At 41.8% G+C, this 16,671-nt stretch carries 16 protein-coding genes; 5 read left to right on the top strand and 11 right to left on the bottom strand.

What is annotated here, in order from left to right; translation table 11 throughout:
- The first annotated feature begins 1 nt into the window (after window position 1).
- Both WG943_RS05495 and WG943_RS05490 read left to right on the top strand, forming a co-directional pair.
- Window positions 2-469, top strand: a complete 468-nt coding sequence (locus tag WG943_RS05495; RefSeq protein WP_340407320.1) for a hypothetical protein — start codon at window positions 2-4, stop codon at window positions 467-469.
- A complete protein-coding gene (locus WG943_RS05490; protein WP_340407319.1) occupies window positions 466-666 on the top strand; it encodes a helix-turn-helix transcriptional regulator in 201 nt (66 codons plus the stop codon). Before WG943_RS05495 ends, WG943_RS05490 begins: the two co-directional genes overlap by 4 nt.
- 60 nt (window positions 667-726) lie before the next feature.
- On the opposite strand, the gene WG943_RS05485 is transcribed toward WG943_RS05490, so the two are convergent.
- A complete protein-coding gene (locus WG943_RS05485; protein ID WP_340407317.1) occupies window positions 727-1,422 on the bottom strand; it encodes an SGNH/GDSL hydrolase family protein in 696 nt (231 codons plus the stop codon).
- Between the two features lie 186 nt (window positions 1,423-1,608).
- Between WG943_RS05485 and WG943_RS05480 the strand changes: the two genes are divergently transcribed.
- Both WG943_RS05480 and WG943_RS05475 read left to right on the top strand, forming a co-directional pair.
- Window positions 1,609-4,542 (top strand): WD40/YVTN/BNR-like repeat-containing protein, encoded by a 2,934-nt coding sequence (locus WG943_RS05480; RefSeq protein ID WP_340407315.1) that lies wholly within the window; start codon window positions 1,609-1,611, stop codon window positions 4,540-4,542.
- 315 nt (window positions 4,543-4,857) lie between these two features.
- Window positions 4,858-5,643 (top strand): polysaccharide lyase, encoded by a 786-nt coding sequence (locus WG943_RS05475; RefSeq protein WP_340407313.1) that lies wholly within the window; start codon window positions 4,858-4,860, stop codon window positions 5,641-5,643.
- A gap of 2 nt (window positions 5,644-5,645) precedes the next feature.
- Here the strand turns inward: WG943_RS05475 and WG943_RS05470 are convergent, their stop codons facing one another.
- From WG943_RS05470 to WG943_RS05460, 3 genes are read right to left on the bottom strand one after another with little or no spacing between them, the layout of a single operon-like run.
- On the bottom strand, window positions 5,646-6,122 hold the full coding sequence (locus WG943_RS05470) for a glycosyltransferase (protein WP_340407312.1): 477 nt from the start codon (window positions 6,120-6,122) through the stop codon (window positions 5,646-5,648).
- On the bottom strand, window positions 6,119-6,562 hold the full coding sequence (locus WG943_RS05465) for an oligosaccharide biosynthesis protein Alg14 (protein WP_340407311.1): 444 nt from the start codon (window positions 6,560-6,562) through the stop codon (window positions 6,119-6,121). Before WG943_RS05465 ends, WG943_RS05470 begins: the two co-directional genes overlap by 4 nt.
- The gene (locus WG943_RS05460; RefSeq protein WP_340407310.1) at window positions 6,559-7,167 is read right to left on the bottom strand and encodes a glycosyltransferase; all 609 of its coding nucleotides are present in this window, start codon (window positions 7,165-7,167) and stop codon (window positions 6,559-6,561) included. The genes WG943_RS05465 and WG943_RS05460 overlap by 4 nt, the downstream gene beginning before the upstream one ends.
- A gap of 87 nt (window positions 7,168-7,254) precedes the next feature.
- On the opposite strand from WG943_RS05460, the gene WG943_RS05455 reads away from it, so the two are divergent.
- Window positions 7,255-7,488 carry a hypothetical protein gene (locus WG943_RS05455; RefSeq protein ID WP_340407308.1) on the top strand — a complete coding sequence of 78 codons (234 nt, stop codon included), beginning with the start codon at window positions 7,255-7,257 and terminating at the stop codon, window positions 7,486-7,488.
- A gap of 250 nt (window positions 7,489-7,738) precedes the next feature.
- On the opposite strand, the gene WG943_RS05450 is transcribed toward WG943_RS05455, so the two are convergent.
- The 7 genes from WG943_RS05450 to WG943_RS05420 form a co-directional block, all read right to left on the bottom strand.
- Complete coding sequence (locus WG943_RS05450; protein ID WP_340407307.1) at window positions 7,739-8,686, bottom strand: polysaccharide deacetylase family protein; 948 nt, start codon at window positions 8,684-8,686, stop codon at window positions 7,739-7,741.
- An 88-nt stretch (window positions 8,687-8,774) separates the two neighbouring features.
- Window positions 8,775-9,896: a glycosyltransferase gene (locus tag WG943_RS05445; protein WP_340407306.1), complete on the bottom strand. Its 1,122-nt coding sequence runs from the start codon at window positions 9,894-9,896 to the stop codon at window positions 8,775-8,777.
- A 229-nt stretch (window positions 9,897-10,125) separates the two neighbouring features.
- Complete coding sequence (locus tag WG943_RS05440; RefSeq protein WP_340407305.1) at window positions 10,126-11,304, bottom strand: glycosyltransferase; 1,179 nt, start codon at window positions 11,302-11,304, stop codon at window positions 10,126-10,128.
- A 73-nt stretch (window positions 11,305-11,377) separates the two neighbouring features.
- On the bottom strand, window positions 11,378-12,640 hold the full coding sequence (locus WG943_RS05435) for a hypothetical protein (RefSeq protein ID WP_340407304.1): 1,263 nt from the start codon (window positions 12,638-12,640) through the stop codon (window positions 11,378-11,380).
- A gap of 13 nt (window positions 12,641-12,653) precedes the next feature.
- Entirely contained in the window at window positions 12,654-13,889 is a 1,236-nt protein-coding gene (locus WG943_RS05430; protein WP_340407302.1) for a glycosyltransferase, read from the bottom strand.
- Window positions 13,882-15,114, bottom strand: coding sequence for a glycosyltransferase (locus WG943_RS05425; protein ID WP_340407300.1), 1,233 nt, complete (start codon window positions 15,112-15,114; stop codon window positions 13,882-13,884). The genes WG943_RS05430 and WG943_RS05425 overlap by 8 nt, the downstream gene beginning before the upstream one ends.
- Window positions 15,102-16,484, bottom strand: coding sequence for a lipopolysaccharide biosynthesis protein (locus WG943_RS05420; protein ID WP_340407299.1), 1,383 nt, complete (start codon window positions 16,482-16,484; stop codon window positions 15,102-15,104). Before WG943_RS05420 ends, WG943_RS05425 begins: the two co-directional genes overlap by 13 nt.
- Window positions 16,485-16,671 lie beyond the last annotated feature (187 nt).

The raw sequence follows: 16,671 nt of genomic DNA, 5'->3' as shown, positions 1-16,671 counted from the left end.
TATGAGCAACCGTTTCCTTTTTCCGCACCGTTTCAAGATGATCGGGTGGATCCTTTTCGTGCCGGCCGTTATACTTGGCCTGCTAACTACACTTTTCGACTTTACTCCTTTTGAATGGGACGCTACTGTATTTGCCATTTATGATGGAGGTCTTTTTGAATCTTCTAAAGTGATGACACTAGTGGAGAATAATGTTTTTGATGAGATTGTAGGCATAACTGCCATAGCAGGTGGTTTGCTGGCTGCATTTTCTAAAGAGAAAGACGAAGACGAGTATATTGCGCAGATCAGGCTGGAGTCGTTGCTTTGGGCTACTTATATTAACTATGGATTCCTGCTGTTCTCCATCTTGTTTATTTATGGGCTTGGGTTCTACCAGATCATGATCTTTAACATGTTTACACTGCTGTTTATCTTCTTGGTGCGCTTTAACTTTATACTTTACAAATCAGCAAGAGCTATAGCATGAAGAACACTATAAAAGTAGAACGTGCCATTCATAGCCTTACCCAGGAAGACCTAGCCAAGAAGATCGGAGTAAGCCGGCAAACCATAAATGCCATGGAAGCTAATAAATATGTACCTTCTACAGTACTCGCTCTCAAAATTGCACGACTATTCGGAAAGCCTGTTGAGGATATTTTTGAGTTGAGTGAGGAGGACTAGATTGAAAATTAAATCAGCGGAGGCTTGGGAGCACCCGTTAACAAACCTCCGCTGATTTTTCTATTTCAGTGCTTTTTGTGCCTCTTGTAAAGCTAGCTTTGCCCACTCCAGGTGCATCTTTCCGGAGTAGTGTAGGCCATCATTTGCAACCAGGCTTCTATCTTCTGCTGCTTTTTCAGATAAAGGCGTGATATTTATAAAGGTCACACCTGCTTTTTGCGCTTCATCTGCCGCAACCGCATTAAAAGCAGCAATTTCTTCTGCTATCTGCTCTCTATTAAAATTACTGCCATACGGCGTTGTGCCCCAGTTAGGTATAGATAGCACAATCACATTGGCAGGATCTCCTTTGGTCAGACTTATAGATTTTTGCAAAAGCTCTCTGAATTCGGAGCGGTAAGTGTTTATGCTTTGCTTCCTATATTGGTTGTTCACACCAATCATCAACGACACCAGATCAAACTCTTGCGTTAGCCCTTCTTTTTTAATGGCGCTGCTCAACTCAGATGTCGTCCAGCCGGTACGGGCAATAGTATAAGGATTGCCTACATCTAACCCATTTTCACGCAGTAGGCCAGCTAACAAAACTCCCCACCTATCGGCTTCAGCAACGCTTTCACCAATAGTATAAGAATCTCCGAGTGCAAGGTAAGTATAGGCATTGTTTGTATCTATGGCTGGCGCAGGTGTATCGTCTTTGCATCCAAATAAGAAAAGCGGTGTAAGTAGAAGTAAGATATAAAATGTTTGCTTCATAGGTTTTTATTTAAAATGATGTTGCTGTAGCCAATCGGCTATTGAACTTAAGGAAGCAGTAATCAAGCCAAACACAATCCAATTTATACTTCAAGCTGCTATTCTCGTGTACGATATTCTTCCTCCCCTTCTAAAATCCGTCACAAATCCTTAGATTTAGACACACAAACTGATCTAAACCTTACCATGCAAAAACGTTTACTTTCGGTTGCAATGCTGATCGCCCTTTCGGGCTGTGCTGTTCAGGCGCAGAAATCGTCTTCGAAGCAACCTAATGCTACACCGGCCAAAGAAAGATTGCAGGCCCACCAGACCAGGCAGCAACTGCAGCAAACCTCGCTTGCCGGCAACCTGAAGCTCCGCAATATTGGCCCCACTGTTATGAGCGGCCGAATTTCTGACCTGGAGATATCACCCAAAGACCCAACTGTATTCTATGCGGCCTATGCCTCTGGCGGACTATGGAAAACCAACAATAATGGCCAGTCGTTTGAGCCGCTTTTCGATGAGCAGGCTGTGATGACGATTGGTGATATTGCCATAGACTGGAACAACAACGAAACCATCTGGATAGGCACCGGCGAAAGCAACTCCAGCCGTTCTTCTTATTCAGGCGTGGGTGTGTACAAAAGCACTGACGGTGGCAAGACCTGGCAGCACATGGGCCTCGATGACACGCACCATATTGGTAAGATACTCGTGCACCCAACCGATCCTAACACCGTTTGGGTAGCAGCTGTTGGCCATTTATACTCTCCAAACAAAGAGCGTGGCATCTATAAAACTACCGACGGCGGCAAAACTTGGAAAAAGACGCTGTACGTAGACGACAACACCGGCGCCATAGACCTGCAGGTAGACCCTAAAAACCCGAACAACGTGTATGCTGCTTTGTGGCACCGTGAGCGCCGCGCCTGGAATTTCGTGGAAGGCGGCAAAACCTCCGGCATCCATAAATCTACAGATGGTGGCAATACCTGGTCCGACATCAGCACGGCCAGCAGCGGTTTTCCGGATAACGAAAACGTAGGGCGTATTGGCCTTAGCCTGTTCCCGGGCAACCCGAACATCATCTATGCGCTTGTAGACAACTACGATCGCCGCCCTGTACAGAAGAAGGAAGACAAGCCAGAAATGCTGGACAACGACTTGTTTAAAGGCATGACAGCAGAGGAGTTCCTGAAGCTGGACGATAAAAGCCTGAATGCGTTCCTGGACCAGAACCGTTTTCCGAGAGAGATCACTGCTAAAAGTATAAAAGCCAAAGTACAAAGCGGCGAACTAAAACCAGCTGCCCTTTATGATTACCTAACTGACCCAACAGCAGAGCGCTATGCTTCTGAAGTAAAAGGCGCAGAAGTATACCGCACCGATGATGGCGGCAAAACCTGGAAGAAAACCCACGACAACTTCATCGACGATATGTACTCCAGCTACGGCTATTACTTTGGTGTAATTCGCGTAGCTCCGCATAACCCTGACAAAATTTACATACTTGGTGTGCCGCTTCTTACTTCGGACGACGGTGGTAAAACATTTCGCAATATAGAAGGCGAAAACGTACACTCTGACCACCAGGCGCTGTGGGTGAGTCCTGACAAACCGGGCTACCTGATTAATGGCAATGATGGCGGTATTAACATAACGTATGACGATGGCAAAACCTGGTTCTACGCCAATAACCCAGCCGTTGCTCAGTTCTACTCTGTAGCTGTGGATATGGCAAAGCCTTACAACGTGTACGGTGGTTTGCAAGACAACGGCACTTGGGTTGGCCCAAGCAACTATAAGTATAGCCTGGATTGGACAAGCCGTGGCAAGTACCCGTACGAGCGCATTGGCGGCGGCGACGGCATGATGGTGCAGGTAGACTGGCGCGACAATAACTTCGTGTACTACGGCTCGCAATATGGTAACTACAACCGCCTGAACAAAGCAACCGGTGAGCGAACGTTTATCAAACCAACGCACAAGCTAGGCGAAACACCGCTTCGTTTTAACTGGGAATCTCCTATCCACCTGAGCCGCCACAACCAGGACATTTTATACTTTGGCTCCAACAAATTCCACCGTTCTATGAAGAAAGGCGAGGATATGGAAACGCTGTCTGGTGACCTGACCAACGGAGGCCGCAAAGGCGATGTGGGTTATGGCACGCTTACAAGTATAGATGAATCTCCGCTGCGTTTTGGTTTGCTTTATACCGGCTCTGATGACGGTGTGATTCAGCACTCAAAAGATGGTGGTTATACCTGGACGCGCATCTCAGCCAAGCTGCCACAAAACCTTTGGGTGTCTACTGTAGTGGCTTCAGCGCATAAGCAGGACAGAGTTTATACTTCCCTGAACGGCTATCGCTACGACGACTTTACGCCGTACTTATATGTAAGCGAAGACAACGGCAAAAAGTGGGATCGCATTGGCGGCAACCTGCCAGCCGAGGCCGTCAACGTGGTAAAAGAAGACCCGAAGAACCCGAATCTGTTGTACGTTGGTACTGACCATGGTTTATACTTTTCCCTGGACAGAGGTAAAACTTTTATGGCCATGAGCAACGGCATGCCGGCAGCCCCTGTACACGACCTAGTAGTACACCCGCGCGAGAACGATTTAGTTGTTGCTACACATGGTCGCTCTATGTACATAGCGCCAGTAGACCACCTGCAGCAGTTAACACCAGCCTTGATGCAGGAAAACCTCCACATCTTTGCCTTTAAGCCGGTAAACTACAGCGATCGCTGGGGCAGTAAATGGGGCGCCTGGGGCGAAGTAATGGAACCAGAGTTGGTAGTACCTTTCTATACTTCGGCAGCAGGCACAACTACTATCCGTATTAAAACTGATAAAGGGCAGGTACTGAAGGAGCTGAAAGACCAAAGCGAGAAAGGCCTGAACTATGTAAGCTATAACTTGTCTGTAGACGAGGCAAATGCTAAAGCCTACGAAACTGCTCTGAAGGCCGGTAAGAAAGAAGGCGACGAACCTTTAAAAGTAGCTCCTGCCGATAACAAGGTAATTTACTTACAGCCGGGCAAGTATACCATAGAGGTGGAAAGTAACGGTGTTAAAAAGACGCAGGATATTACTTTGAAAGCCCCGGAGAGAAGACCAAGAGGTTAAGTTTATACTTTATCATCATTATGAGAAGAGGCAGCTACTTTAGCTGCCTCTTTTTGTTATTTTAAATTCATACTTTCTACTTAATAATTTTTTTCTGATGTAGTTCATACTTTAATTGCTGCTTATTAAACACCTACAAATCAGAATCGTACAATAAATTTATAATATAAAATTACTTAAATCTAATTGCCCACCTGATGCTGCTTAGACTTGCAGCCACCCTAACTTTAGTAAGTCTGGCAAAAGTTATACACTTTAACAGTTGAGTACATGCTTAAAAATGTGATTACATGTATAATTTTGTGCCCGTTTCTCATGTGTGATTCGGAGGCACCCAATAAGGCCCTAAACCTATCGCGACAAGGTGTTTTTTTTGAGAGTACATTCGAAGAGGCTAAGCCTATTGATAAGTGGATGGGCCAGGATAAAACTTCTTATAAGTCAATTGCACTTTCTAATGATGTTGCCCGCCAAGGGAAGTATGCCGTTCGATTCGAGATAAACAAAAAGGATCCGCTTAAATCTGGGGGTAACCGAGCTGAACTATTTTTGCCGCAGGAGGATGAACTAAAAATAGAGCGCTGGTATGGCATGAGCATATATCTCCCAAAAACGTACGTTACAGAACCTGAGCCGGAAATTGTTGCACAATGGCATGTTTTTCCGGATAAAGATTTGGGAGAAGACTGGAGATCTCCGCCTGTGGCGCTTATAACCAAAAACGGACGCTGGATACTCGCCATCAATTGGGCAAAAGCACCTGTTAACACAAACGAAACAATTGACGGATTCAAGGATATTGACTTAGGGCTTTATTCTAATAACACTTGGACTGACTGGGTATTTCAAATTCGTTTCTCTTGGCAGGAAGATGGCCTGATAAATATCTGGAAAAACGACACTCTGGTTTATACTTATGCCGGACCAAATGCCTATAATGACAAATCGGGTGTTTTCCTAAAATTAGGATTATACAAATGGATTTGGGAGTCGCCGGTGCCGCAACGGATAGTGTATTTCGATGAAATTAGAATTGGTAGCCAAGATGCTGATTATATTGATGTGAAGCCCGGAAGTCATGTTACAGGTATGAATCCATAATTTCAAAGTTCACCTTTAAGTGATTTTATCAAATCTGGTGAGGCATACTTTCCAATTTTGCTCCCGTTATGCATACTTGCTTGGAGCAGCAACTTCAGCTTCAATTCTAATTCTTCTTCAGAGTATGCGGCTGTAATATACTCTAATTTTTCAAACACCTTCGCCGTCGACACCTGATGATCATTCCGAGTTTCACCATACTTTGCAAGCCTCGGGAAAACCAGAATCGGTTTTTGCTGCACTAGGGCAGAGATAATAGTACCCATACCAGCGTGACTAACTATTAGGGTGGCTTTGTTGAAGTACTTGGTATACATGGAAGGGCTTAGAAACTCGTGAACTTGCATGTGTTTGGGCTGAAAAGAGGACTTGGATATTTGAGCCACTATTGGAATACCACCCAGCGTTGGCGCAATTTGGTCTATGGCCTGAACTAGCCGCTCGAAAGGTTCCTGTGCGCCGATAGTTACGAAAATCATGATATCACATTCCCTCGATAAATTACTTTAGAAGAAGCAAGGTTAGGCCATTGGGTATAAACTTTATCAGCAAATAAAAGTGCGATCCTTCCACTTAAAGATATTTTATTAATGTTGGCAATGCTGTCTATCCAAATTGCTTTAGCCCCGCACATTTTACCAACGAATAAACCCGCAAGTCCTGGTGCGGCACCGGTTGTTAAAACCACTTGAGGCCTTAACCTTATCATTATCCGAGCTATACAGAACAGTAGATACAAAAGCTTTAATTTATCCCATCTTGACGCATCAGGAACATCGTAAAATTTATACCCTTTTACTGTTTCAGAGAATTTACTATTAGTAGATATGAAGATTACTTCATGTTTATCGAAAGCAGGTATTAGCCTTAGTAACTGTACCCAATGCCCACCAGCAGATGCAATAGCTAATACCCTCATAAGCTTATTTTCAGTAGATTATAATATACGTCATTGATACTAGATAAAACTGAATCTTTATAGTAAACAGTACTAATTTTTAGTGAATTAATTCCAAATACATTTATTTGATCTCGGTTGTTTAAAAAGTAAAAGATATTATCCCTTAATGCCTCTATTTCGCCGGGTTTACTTAAAAAACCATTGTAGTTGTTTTGAACAAGTTCTGGTATCCCTCCCACATCTGTAGAAACTACAGGCATGCCATAGGCCAGCGCCTCAAGTATACATACAGGTGATCCCTCGTAGTAAGAAGGAAGCACAAGAATACTTGCCTTTCTCATGGCCTCCGTTTTCTTCTCCCCGTCAAGCCAGCCTATGTATTTTACAGTATCTGTTAAAGCCAGTTCTTCAATTAAAACATTAAGCTTATCTACCTCTCCCTCTCCGGCAATCCATATTTCATAAGTATATCTGTGTTTTACAGGAATCTGGCTCGCTGCTTTCACTAAATCATATACTCCCTTAGATTCTCTTACCATGCCCAAAAATAGAAAGATGACCTTGCCATTTTTATAAGTTGTTTGTAGCTTGTATTGGGTTTCATCGGTTACTTTCTCCACCATATTGCGCAGCACCAGCAACTCTTTTGGCTTAAAAGTTTCGGCAAAAAAGCTCCTCCACAATTCAGATAGGCAAATGACGGCCTCTGAATGCTCTACAAAGTGCCTGATGCAGATTTTGACTACGTGATGCGAGTTCTTGTAAAATGTAGGAAAGGCTCCGCTATGCACATGGTAGATAACTTTTTTGCGAAAGATGTATTTGCTAAGCAAGAAAATGATGTACTTCCTGTAAAAGCTTCCTTTAGCTGCCCCATGAATGTGCACAATCTGGATTTGGCTGTTGCGGTGGAGAAAAAGTGTAATGGAGAGAATCTGTTTTAAACTCAGCAGGTGCACCGCCAAGCCCTTTCTGGCAAAATACGTTGGAATAAAGATAAAAGGATCGTACAGCTGACTATACATTTTGATTACCGCAGGTATACCACCCTTGTTTTGGATGTAATCAGGACCTACGTTGAGGACTTTTGAAGAAATTTCGTTTGGCAACATACAACTCAATTTATACTTCTACCAACCATGCCTTTAACTATACTTGTGGCTTATTGTAGTATACACACACAAGCCCCTAGGGCTACTTTTTATCTTCCCAAAATGATGCCCTTTTTCGTAAGCGAAAAGCAGCCGATAAGCGTACTAAACATGGCTGCCATACTCCTGTAATCCTGCAAATAGTCTCTGCAAAGGTCCTGTTAGGACATACCTCAAATCTGGGCAACTCAAATCTGCGTTTTAATGTGGACGTTCTTAGGTAATCAGGTACTGTTGTAAACGCCAGGCTATAATTTGCTTTCTGAATCATGTTTATCTCGCGCTCTGCGTAGGTGCCGTTTGGGTAGGCAAAATACTTTACCTCTTTGCTAAGCCATTTCTGCAGCTTTTCTTTAGACAAGTACAATTCATCATGTACCTGCTGATAATTACATGTAACAAGTATGGGATGTGTAAGAGTATGAGAGCCAATTGTAATGAAAGGTGATTTTGCAATCTCCTTAACTTGCTCTACAGTTAGTGCCTCACGCGGCAATTGTATTTCCTTTTTTAATTTCTTAATTGTTTCTAAGCGCTCTTCGTTCTTCAGCTTCTTCAGATCATTTTTCCTGAATGATGCCAAGCCAAGTCGATTTGCTTCATCTACATAAGACCACCAGAAAGTGCCTTCTTCTACCGGCCCTGTGGAAATAAATATGCCTACTGGTATTCTATACTTGTGTGCTATTTCAACAACGACCTGTCTGTTTAACGCCCAGCCATCGTCTATTGTAATTAGCGCACAACCTGCCGGCACCATTTTGTTTGTTTTTATTAGCTCCTCTACATCACCTAAGCTCAGAAACCTGAACTTACTTTTAATGAGCCACCGGATGCAAGACTCAAACTCTTTGACAGTAGGGTTGTGGAAGTAAATAGACAGTATAAACTCTCCGGCCAGAGCACGCAATTTAGCTCTCTTTACGTATCCAAGCCAGATAAGCAACGATGCTAAACACCACCCTAAAATGTTTCTAATTATTAGATCCATATTCATTCCTACAGTATTAATGTAAACTTTGAATGCCTATGCAGAACTTTATACTAGTTTTAGTGTATTTCTTAAACACGTAGGCGGGTTAGCCGCTTAAAACCTGAAAGTAGTTATCAACCATTTGCTCTGATGAGAAATTTTGGTGTGCAAACTGCATAATGTATGAAGTGTCAAGTTTGCTAACAAGTATTTTTTCCCAACAGTTTGCAATAGAATAAGCATCTCTGGCTTTGCTTAGCAACCCGTTTTTAGGCTCCACAATCATTTCTGCGGCGCCTCCAGTATTGGTCAACACACAAGGCAATCCAAAACTCATGGCCTCAAGCGCAGCTAACGAAAATGTTTCGCTATAAGAAGTAAGCGTGAAGGCATCTGCGGCGGCTAAATAAGGTCTTACATCTTTTTGCATGCCTGCAAAGTGTACATAGCCTATTAGGTTGAACTGCTCTATATAGGCAACAAGTTTTTCATGATCCTCCTGCATAGCATCGCCAACAATCATCAAATGGGCTTTTAAACTAAACTGATTGTGCAGTATACTTAAGGCTTCGATGGCATAAACCTGCCCTTTTTCGGGTCGTATGTTCGCAACATTTAAAATCACCTTGTCCTCAGGCGGAATGTTGTATAAACATCTAATAATATTACGTTTATCAGCACACGCAAGATCGTCAGGACAGAAGTATACAGTATCAATTCCGTTATAGATCACATGAGACCGCTTCATATTAAACAGATACTTCTTCTTGTAGTACTCCTTTTGGTTTTTGCAGATAAAAATCACAACATCGTTTTTACCTAGAAACTTTAAGTAAAGCGTGTCTAGCAAGTGGTTTTTAACAGAAAAAGGTACAGTAGTATGAAGTGAAAGGTAAAAGGTAACATTTGCATGGAGCATAAGCCGTAACTTGGCAAGAAAAAATGTAAAAGCTCCTATGCAAAAAACCTTTCTAGCCTCCTCTTTTATAACTATATCTCTTATTTTCCGGGAGACAGATAAATCGTATCGGTACCTGCGCGGAGCTACTATGACCTTTATTTCAGGACTAAACTCGTTAAGTATGGGATTATCTTCGCTGAGCAGCACCAGCACAGGTTTTATCCCTCTACCAGCAAAGTTATTCACGATTGTCTTAAGAAAAAGCTCGGCTCCCCCCAACCCTACTCTATGTATAATAAAAACAATTTTCTCCTGGTAAGCCAACATAGTAATTTTATAAATTAGATGTAAGAAACAGCAGCGACCCTACATGTCAACAATATCTTATCCATCTGCTACCATAATAAAAGCAACTTCTCACCTTTTTTACTACAACTTACCTTAAATTAAAGCATACAGTAAGTAAATAACTTTATATCCCATACTTAAATATTTTAAAAAAATAATAAAAATTATTATATAAATTTAACGAAATCAACTGTAGTAGGTTGCCAATTTATTGTTTAGATAATACATTACTATCCTCAAAAGACCTAAATTCCATAGCTGAATCATGGGCTTTTATAAAATTGAATATTTTTTCACCAAGCACCTCATGATCGAAATACATCTGGCCAGTCTTATACGACTTCAAACCAAGCATCTGAGCTAGCTTTGGGTTTTCAACTACTATTCGCATTTTATCAGAAAACTGCTTTTCATCAAATGCATCTGACAACAAGGCATTTACCTGATCAGAGAAGTAGTAGTTAATTTCGCCATACTTGGTAGATATGATTGCTCCCTTAGCGGCACAATACTCTCCTATTTTATGTGGGAAACGGGCTTTGTCCTGCCCATTGTTTCTCAATGGAATAAGCAGGGCGCTGCTAGAAGTATAAAGCTGAATTAGCCGCTGATAAGGCAACCTTGAAAAAAAATGTATACTATCTTTATACTGATTATTGTTAATTGCATCCCGCACACTGGCCTCTTCTGTATCAGAACCGCTTGTAACCAAGTATAACTTAAAACGTGTTTGTCTAAGGAGGGTGTAAGCATTGATAACAAAATGGATGGTTTCTGTATAGGCCGCGCTTCCACAAAATAGAAAGTAGGCTTCTTTTTCTGCCTGATATGCAAATTTTGTAAAATCTACAATCGCAGGCACTTTAAGCACAGGCTTGCTGGCTGCCTTACTTTTTACTAAATCCATCAGAAAATTACTAATACACAATACCCTATCTACACATCTGAAGGCAAAATAATCATACAAATAGTTGTCAATTCTTTTTAGCAGGCTCTTCTTCTTTCTGTGCGCAGTCCAGAATTCTACGTTATCCAACACAGAGGTCACACCACACACAGCAGCAATAATACTGTAAACCAAAACATTATAAAACTCATTAGTACTAATGAGTACTGCGTCTAACTCCTGCTTTCTGCTCTTGCCTATTATAAAGCGTATTTCATTTACAAAACCCTTAACTTTTAAGAGGTTTCGTCTTAAAAAAGCACTTTCTCTATAAGGATGCCCAGAAGCGTACATGAAGTCAATGCCCTCAAAATTACCTTGCCAGAGTACTCCTGCAGATTTTTCCCGATTATGTATGCCATACCGGTTCAGCACAGTTACATGGCAGCCCTTCATTATCAATCCTTTTGAAATAAGCTTTTGCCGCTCTACCTGCGCCAACCCTATCGGGAAGCCCGAATATCCTACATACACTATATGCATAGTTTGTTTTGTAAATTAGTGAGGACTCATCCTATGATTTTAAAATTGCCACAAGCTCGTTTTCTGGTATACTTCTGATTTCCTTGGAATAGCAAATCCCAATCGCGACCCAAACCAACAGGTAGTTTAATGTAAATGTTGTAACAGTTGTGGGATAAAGGGAAACCAACCATAGTAAAATCCAAAGCCCAGCGGCTTTTGACAACACGTTTTTTGAAAAAAAAAGACCTAAAACTATCGCCGGAACCGCAATTAACAGCAGTAACCCTAAGCTGATAATTCCTCCTTTAAGAATGATGTTGAGATAATCAATTTCAATACCGTCGCGATAGCCGGGCATGTCATCTACATGGTCTTCCATAATGTTTACTGGCGCGGCTACTAAGCCAGAAATTCCCCTGCCTACAATCCAGTCCTGAGTTTCCATATCGGCGTAGAAATATAGCTCTACCTCGCTCCTAGTTTGTTCGTTCATTCTTTCCCGGGCATAGTTGAGTGCTTCAATACTGCCGCTTTCATACTTATGATATCCGTATGCAACACCAAGCACAACAAGCCCCAAAGCAAGAAACAAGTAAGACACCCGCTTTCTGTTAACATATACAAACGTGAGGAAGTAGAAAACCAAAATACTCCCCGACATAAAAATAAGCCCCCTACGTGCTCTAATAGTAGCCATGATAACCGCTAAGAAAATTACAACTAAAGCCACCATTTTTCTGCTGTTTGTTTGATAGCTGTAGGTTAAGAGCAAAAATCCGGATGGTATAGCTAAGGTCTTCACAAAGTACTCCAGCATTGTCTTGCCGCTTCTACTATCCGCATCAGACAGCTCGTTGAAGAAATATCCTAGGTGCATGATGTAAAACAGTCCAAATATGAGCACCACATGAAAAATGGATCTGATGAAGTGCGGATGCTTGGGGAAGCCAAGTATGAGCGGGGCCAAATACAGAAACACTCCATTATAAGGGTTAAGCAAAGTCTTTTTTACAAACCCATACTCAAAACTAAACCCTCGCATCACTACAACCATTAGCCATGTGCAGTATAGAACATATATCACCTTCAAATACTTGCTTTCAAAATTAAAGTCTATTATCCTGATGGCAGCCGGTACCAACAATACAATCCCTATTATCTGAGCAGCGTTACATAACTTATAATTTGCTTCGCCAGATATAGAGACTGTAAAGCCAAGTGTATAAATAATGAACCCCGCCCAAAACACATTTAATGTTCTAACGTGGCTGTAATCATTTTCTACTTGGTTTAGCAAGGCAACTGTATTCATAAGTATAAATGGCTTATGTTCTTAAAGAAAGAATTTCGTCGTAAAGAGCCAGGTGTTGCGAGACAATTGTGGCTGTATCAAAGCAGGGCAGCAAACTACCCTTTACCTGCTGCTCCAGACAGAACCTGATACCTATGGCTAGATCTTCCGCATCTTTATAAGCTGCCAAATATCCGTTTTGCTTGTGACTAATCATGTCTGGTATGCCACCCACTGCAAAGCCTACTACAGGGGTGCCGCAACTCAAGCTCTCCATTACTGTTGTAGGTAAGTTATCAGCTAGTGAGGGCGCTACAAACACATCTGCTGCATTGTACAAAAGCGCTGTAGAATAATCATCGCGCAAACGACCGACAAACTTGGTATCAAACGGAATAGCCTCTGCCAGTTGTGCATCATGCTCGCTACCAAAGATCACAACAGACACGCGTCGACTTAGGTCAGGATCATTGGCCAGTATGTTTAGTGCTTCCCTCAAGTATTCCCACCCTTTGTAAGGGCTGCGCGGTGAGGCTGCGCCAAATGCTATGATCGTTTCTTCTGGGATTAAGTTAAGAACTGCTCTGGCTGTACTTTTATCATATTGCCTGAATTTGGAGACATTTATAACATTAGGAATATGATAGATTGGCTTATCCTTGGTAAGCAGAGATTTCCTGGCAAGGTTGTATAACCAGGTGCTTGGGGCAATAAAATGTAGGTTACCATAGTTGTTGTACAGCTTGCGCTTTTTATTAAATCCTATAGCGGACAACTCAAACAAGCCACCTTTAGGAAACATTTGGCAGTCATTGCACCCGGTCATAAAGTTCTCACACATAAAGCTGTGGTGGCACCCGCCGGTAATTGCCCACATATCGTGCATAAATACAATTACAGGCTTTCCGAGTGATGCTAGTTGTTTGATGTTAGCTAGATTCAGAAAGCCACCAACCACCCAGTGCAGGTAAATGATATCTGCCTCCTTTACCTGGGGAAACACCGAAACATTATTACCGAGCAAAGGGAAAGAGAACATGCCATAGTTGTCCAGCATATTTCGGAGGAGGTGCACCTGTAGTTTGTTGTTGAAAAATGCAGTAACCTGAGATTTTCTGCTTAAGTATGTAATCTGCTCGCTATTTGCAATATCAGACGTCATAGACAACATAGAAGAGTGTACACCAGCCTGGCACAAGGCCTCATGCAGCCTGTAGGCAGCGTTACCAGAGGAGGGCAAGTGCGTCTGCAAATGAATTACTCTAATCATGCTTTACCACTATATCGGTGAGTATATCTTTAAAATTTTGCTCAAAAGCGCAGATGCTGAAATTTGTCTGAGCAAACGCAGTTACGCTTTCACTCATGTCATTTAGCCACTCCTCGTCTTTCTCAGATAGCTCTATTAGCTTAGGTCTTAGGTAATCTAATTTAAAATCGTCCAGTAAAACTGCATACTTTGCAATGCGGTTAAAGCCTGTATTTTTCATCACCACTGGTATAAGACCATGCAGCATTCCTGTAGTAACAGAAGTTGCAAATCCTTCTGCACAAGAGGGCAAAACTAGGTATGAGCAGGTACGGGCAAGGCCTGCAAACGCACTAGATTTGATGTCGATGAATCCATGATCCACTAAATTTTCTCTTTTAGGCAAGGCGAGAAGCTTCCTATCTTTCTGCGAGAGCCCTCCAATGTGCAGCACCATATCGTCTTTCTCCCTAAAAACATCGAGGAGCAGATCTAACCCCTTATGAATGGCGTTTGTGGAGCCTAACCATAGAAAATTTTTCCGGGTTATGTTATAATCCTTTCCTTTTCCATCAAACTGCAGGTTAACAATACCTGATGGAAAAATTGTATAGGGTTTTTTATACTGGTTCTGCAAGGGTTCTACTTCGCTCATTGTAATTACATGGGAATATTTTTTTTGCAGGTGATGTACCTTGTAAAAAATCCCGCTCCTAAGCGACTGTGGTTCTTTGTAATGTCTTTCTTTAAAATAGTCAAGTCGCTTTCGCTCCTCCCTAAAAGAGAAATCCGGGTGGTGCTCGGTCATGTATAAAATAGAAATTGCAGAAGGGTACAAGCAGGTAAGTTGGTAAAATGCTTCGCCGAAGCCAAAAATAAGATCGTACCTTTTCGACTTTAAATGTTCTAGTGACTTAAGGTCGTTACATCCAATAATATCGATACAGTAGCCTAGGTCAGATAGTACTTTAACTATTGAGAGCACCTCATATGGCTGTGTTCTGCCCATACTGCTGTTTTCCAGATCGAAAAAATAACTTGATGTTACATAGCAGATCACAGCTTTTTTTTGCGCAGAGGCAACCTTATAGTTCAAATTCTGCACAAGCGCTGCATCATATATCCTTTGTTCATAAAAATAATCTTTCACATACCCCCAAAACCTATTAGTCACCTTTACTTTTAAAGTATAGAGCAGGGCGTTAATCCGATTCTGAGCCACAGCCGGTGCGTTCACTTGATCCATATCCCTTTTTTGTTTCGGTTAACAATCTGATGATATTGTAGCGGCGCCAGTAAAAATCCGTTAATATTTGCCAGTATAGAAGCGACAAATACTGCATGCACTCCCATATGAAAGTGCTTTATCAAGAGCATCACTATAACGATGTAAATTACAGGGCTGATTAGGCTGGCCAAGAACTGTATACGCAGAGCATTAATCCCATTCAGGAAACTGACATACTTGCCCCCAAACATGGACACATTAAAGTATAGGAAGCCCCATATCGACAAAGTAAAGGCGATATTTACCGTTCCTTTACCTAGCCACAGCGTATAAATCTTTTCAGAGTAAAGCAGCATAACCACTCCCACGCACACCAACAGCACATTCAGCAGGTTATACTTTTGTATGCCGGTCTTTATCCACTTTATATCATTTTTTAAAAAGGCCTCTGTCGAGGCAGACCAGAACGGGTTCAGGAAAATAGCGAACACCATGTTAAGGATCCCAAAGTACCTGTATACAATATTATAGGAGGTAACATCCAATGAGCTGAAGTTTCGAGCAATGATAAAATTGGCTGATTGGTATTGAACAATGCCTGCAACCTGGATGACAAAGAACACGAGCCCTAGGCTAAAAAGCCCTCTACCGTAAGACCATTTGATTTTTGAGATGGCGGGGCGATATTTTTTATAAGTACCCCTAAAAAAGTAAAGATTAGCCCCAACCAACACAGCCAACGGCGCAGCACATAAAGCTAAGGCAAGGTGCACCAGAGATCCCTCCGATAACCGGACCAAAATAAAAATAACTAGCAGAGATAAAAATTGCCCTAGAACTTCTATAAAAGATGATTTTGCCGGTTGCTGGTCTGCAGTAATTATAGTACTGATGATTCCCAACACAAAATGCAAGCAGAAATAAGTAAAGATAACTACACTCAACGTAGATATTTCTGAGCCCATACTTTGCGGCATGTTCAAGAGCTCTGGCCAATTCACAAACTTGTTAGCGATTAAGAAAAGTAGCCAAACACTTGTGAATATGACGCTCAAAATCGCGAACGTAGTGCTTACGTATACTTGTGCGGTCTCGTCGTCTCCTTTAGCTTTTGCTTCAGCAAATTTATTGCGCAACCCTTGCGTAAGTCCTATGTCAAAAAAACTGAACCATCCTATTATAGAGCTTAATGTAAGCCAAATGCCATACTTTGTAGGATTAACATAGTCGATGGTTAGCGGCACAAGCAAGATACTGATACCTATACTACATGCACGGATAACAAAAGAGGCTAAAATATTATGCTTGGCCTTAACACTACGAACTTCACCCTGGCTAAAAAAGCTTTTTATATAAGAATAAGGTATAGTTAGCAGCCTATTGTCCATCTTAAGGGCAAGTTAAAGTATGTAACTTTTCAGTTCTGCGATCAGCTTATTTAATTAAACCAAGGCAAAACGTTAACTGTGCACGTAGCAGTAGCTTTCGTACTTATTATTAAATTATATATTTCATGGAGCAGGTATAGAAAGACAGCTTGAGAAGCAAAAAACACCTAAATCAAACTTTAAAAAG

The organism is Pontibacter sp. H249 (assembly GCF_037892465.1).
Lineage (GTDB): Bacteria > Bacteroidota > Bacteroidia > Cytophagales > Hymenobacteraceae > Pontibacter.
This window is presented reverse-complemented; position numbering and strand designations above follow the sequence as displayed.

Coding starts and splice junctions, on each gene's coding strand:
- WG943_RS05495 (WP_340407320.1), top strand. CDS start 2: ATGAGCAACCGTTTCCTTTTTCCGCACCGTTTCAAGATGATCGGGTGG.
- WG943_RS05490 (WP_340407319.1), top strand. CDS start 466: ATGAAGAACACTATAAAAGTAGAACGTGCCATTCATAGCCTTACCCAG.
- WG943_RS05485 (WP_340407317.1), bottom strand. CDS start 1,422: ATGAAGCAAACATTTTATATCTTACTTCTACTTACACCGCTTTTCTTA.
- WG943_RS05480 (WP_340407315.1), top strand. CDS start 1,609: ATGCAAAAACGTTTACTTTCGGTTGCAATGCTGATCGCCCTTTCGGGC.
- WG943_RS05475 (WP_340407313.1), top strand. CDS start 4,858: ATGTGTGATTCGGAGGCACCCAATAAGGCCCTAAACCTATCGCGACAA.
- WG943_RS05470 (WP_340407312.1), bottom strand. CDS start 6,122: ATGATTTTCGTAACTATCGGCGCACAGGAACCTTTCGAGCGGCTAGTT.
- WG943_RS05465 (WP_340407311.1), bottom strand. CDS start 6,562: ATGAGGGTATTAGCTATTGCATCTGCTGGTGGGCATTGGGTACAGTTA.
- WG943_RS05460 (WP_340407310.1), bottom strand. CDS start 7,167: ATGGTGGAGAAAGTAACCGATGAAACCCAATACAAGCTACAAACAACT.
- WG943_RS05455 (WP_340407308.1), top strand. CDS start 7,255: ATGCTCTACAAAGTGCCTGATGCAGATTTTGACTACGTGATGCGAGTT.
- WG943_RS05450 (WP_340407307.1), bottom strand. CDS start 8,686: ATGGATCTAATAATTAGAAACATTTTAGGGTGGTGTTTAGCATCGTTG.
- WG943_RS05445 (WP_340407306.1), bottom strand. CDS start 9,896: ATGTTGGCTTACCAGGAGAAAATTGTTTTTATTATACATAGAGTAGGG.
- WG943_RS05435 (WP_340407304.1), bottom strand. CDS start 12,640: ATGAATACAGTTGCCTTGCTAAACCAAGTAGAAAATGATTACAGCCAC.
- WG943_RS05430 (WP_340407302.1), bottom strand. CDS start 13,889: ATGATTAGAGTAATTCATTTGCAGACGCACTTGCCCTCCTCTGGTAAC.
- WG943_RS05425 (WP_340407300.1), bottom strand. CDS start 15,114: ATGGATCAAGTGAACGCACCGGCTGTGGCTCAGAATCGGATTAACGCC.
- WG943_RS05420 (WP_340407299.1), bottom strand. CDS start 16,484: ATGGACAATAGGCTGCTAACTATACCTTATTCTTATATAAAAAGCTTT.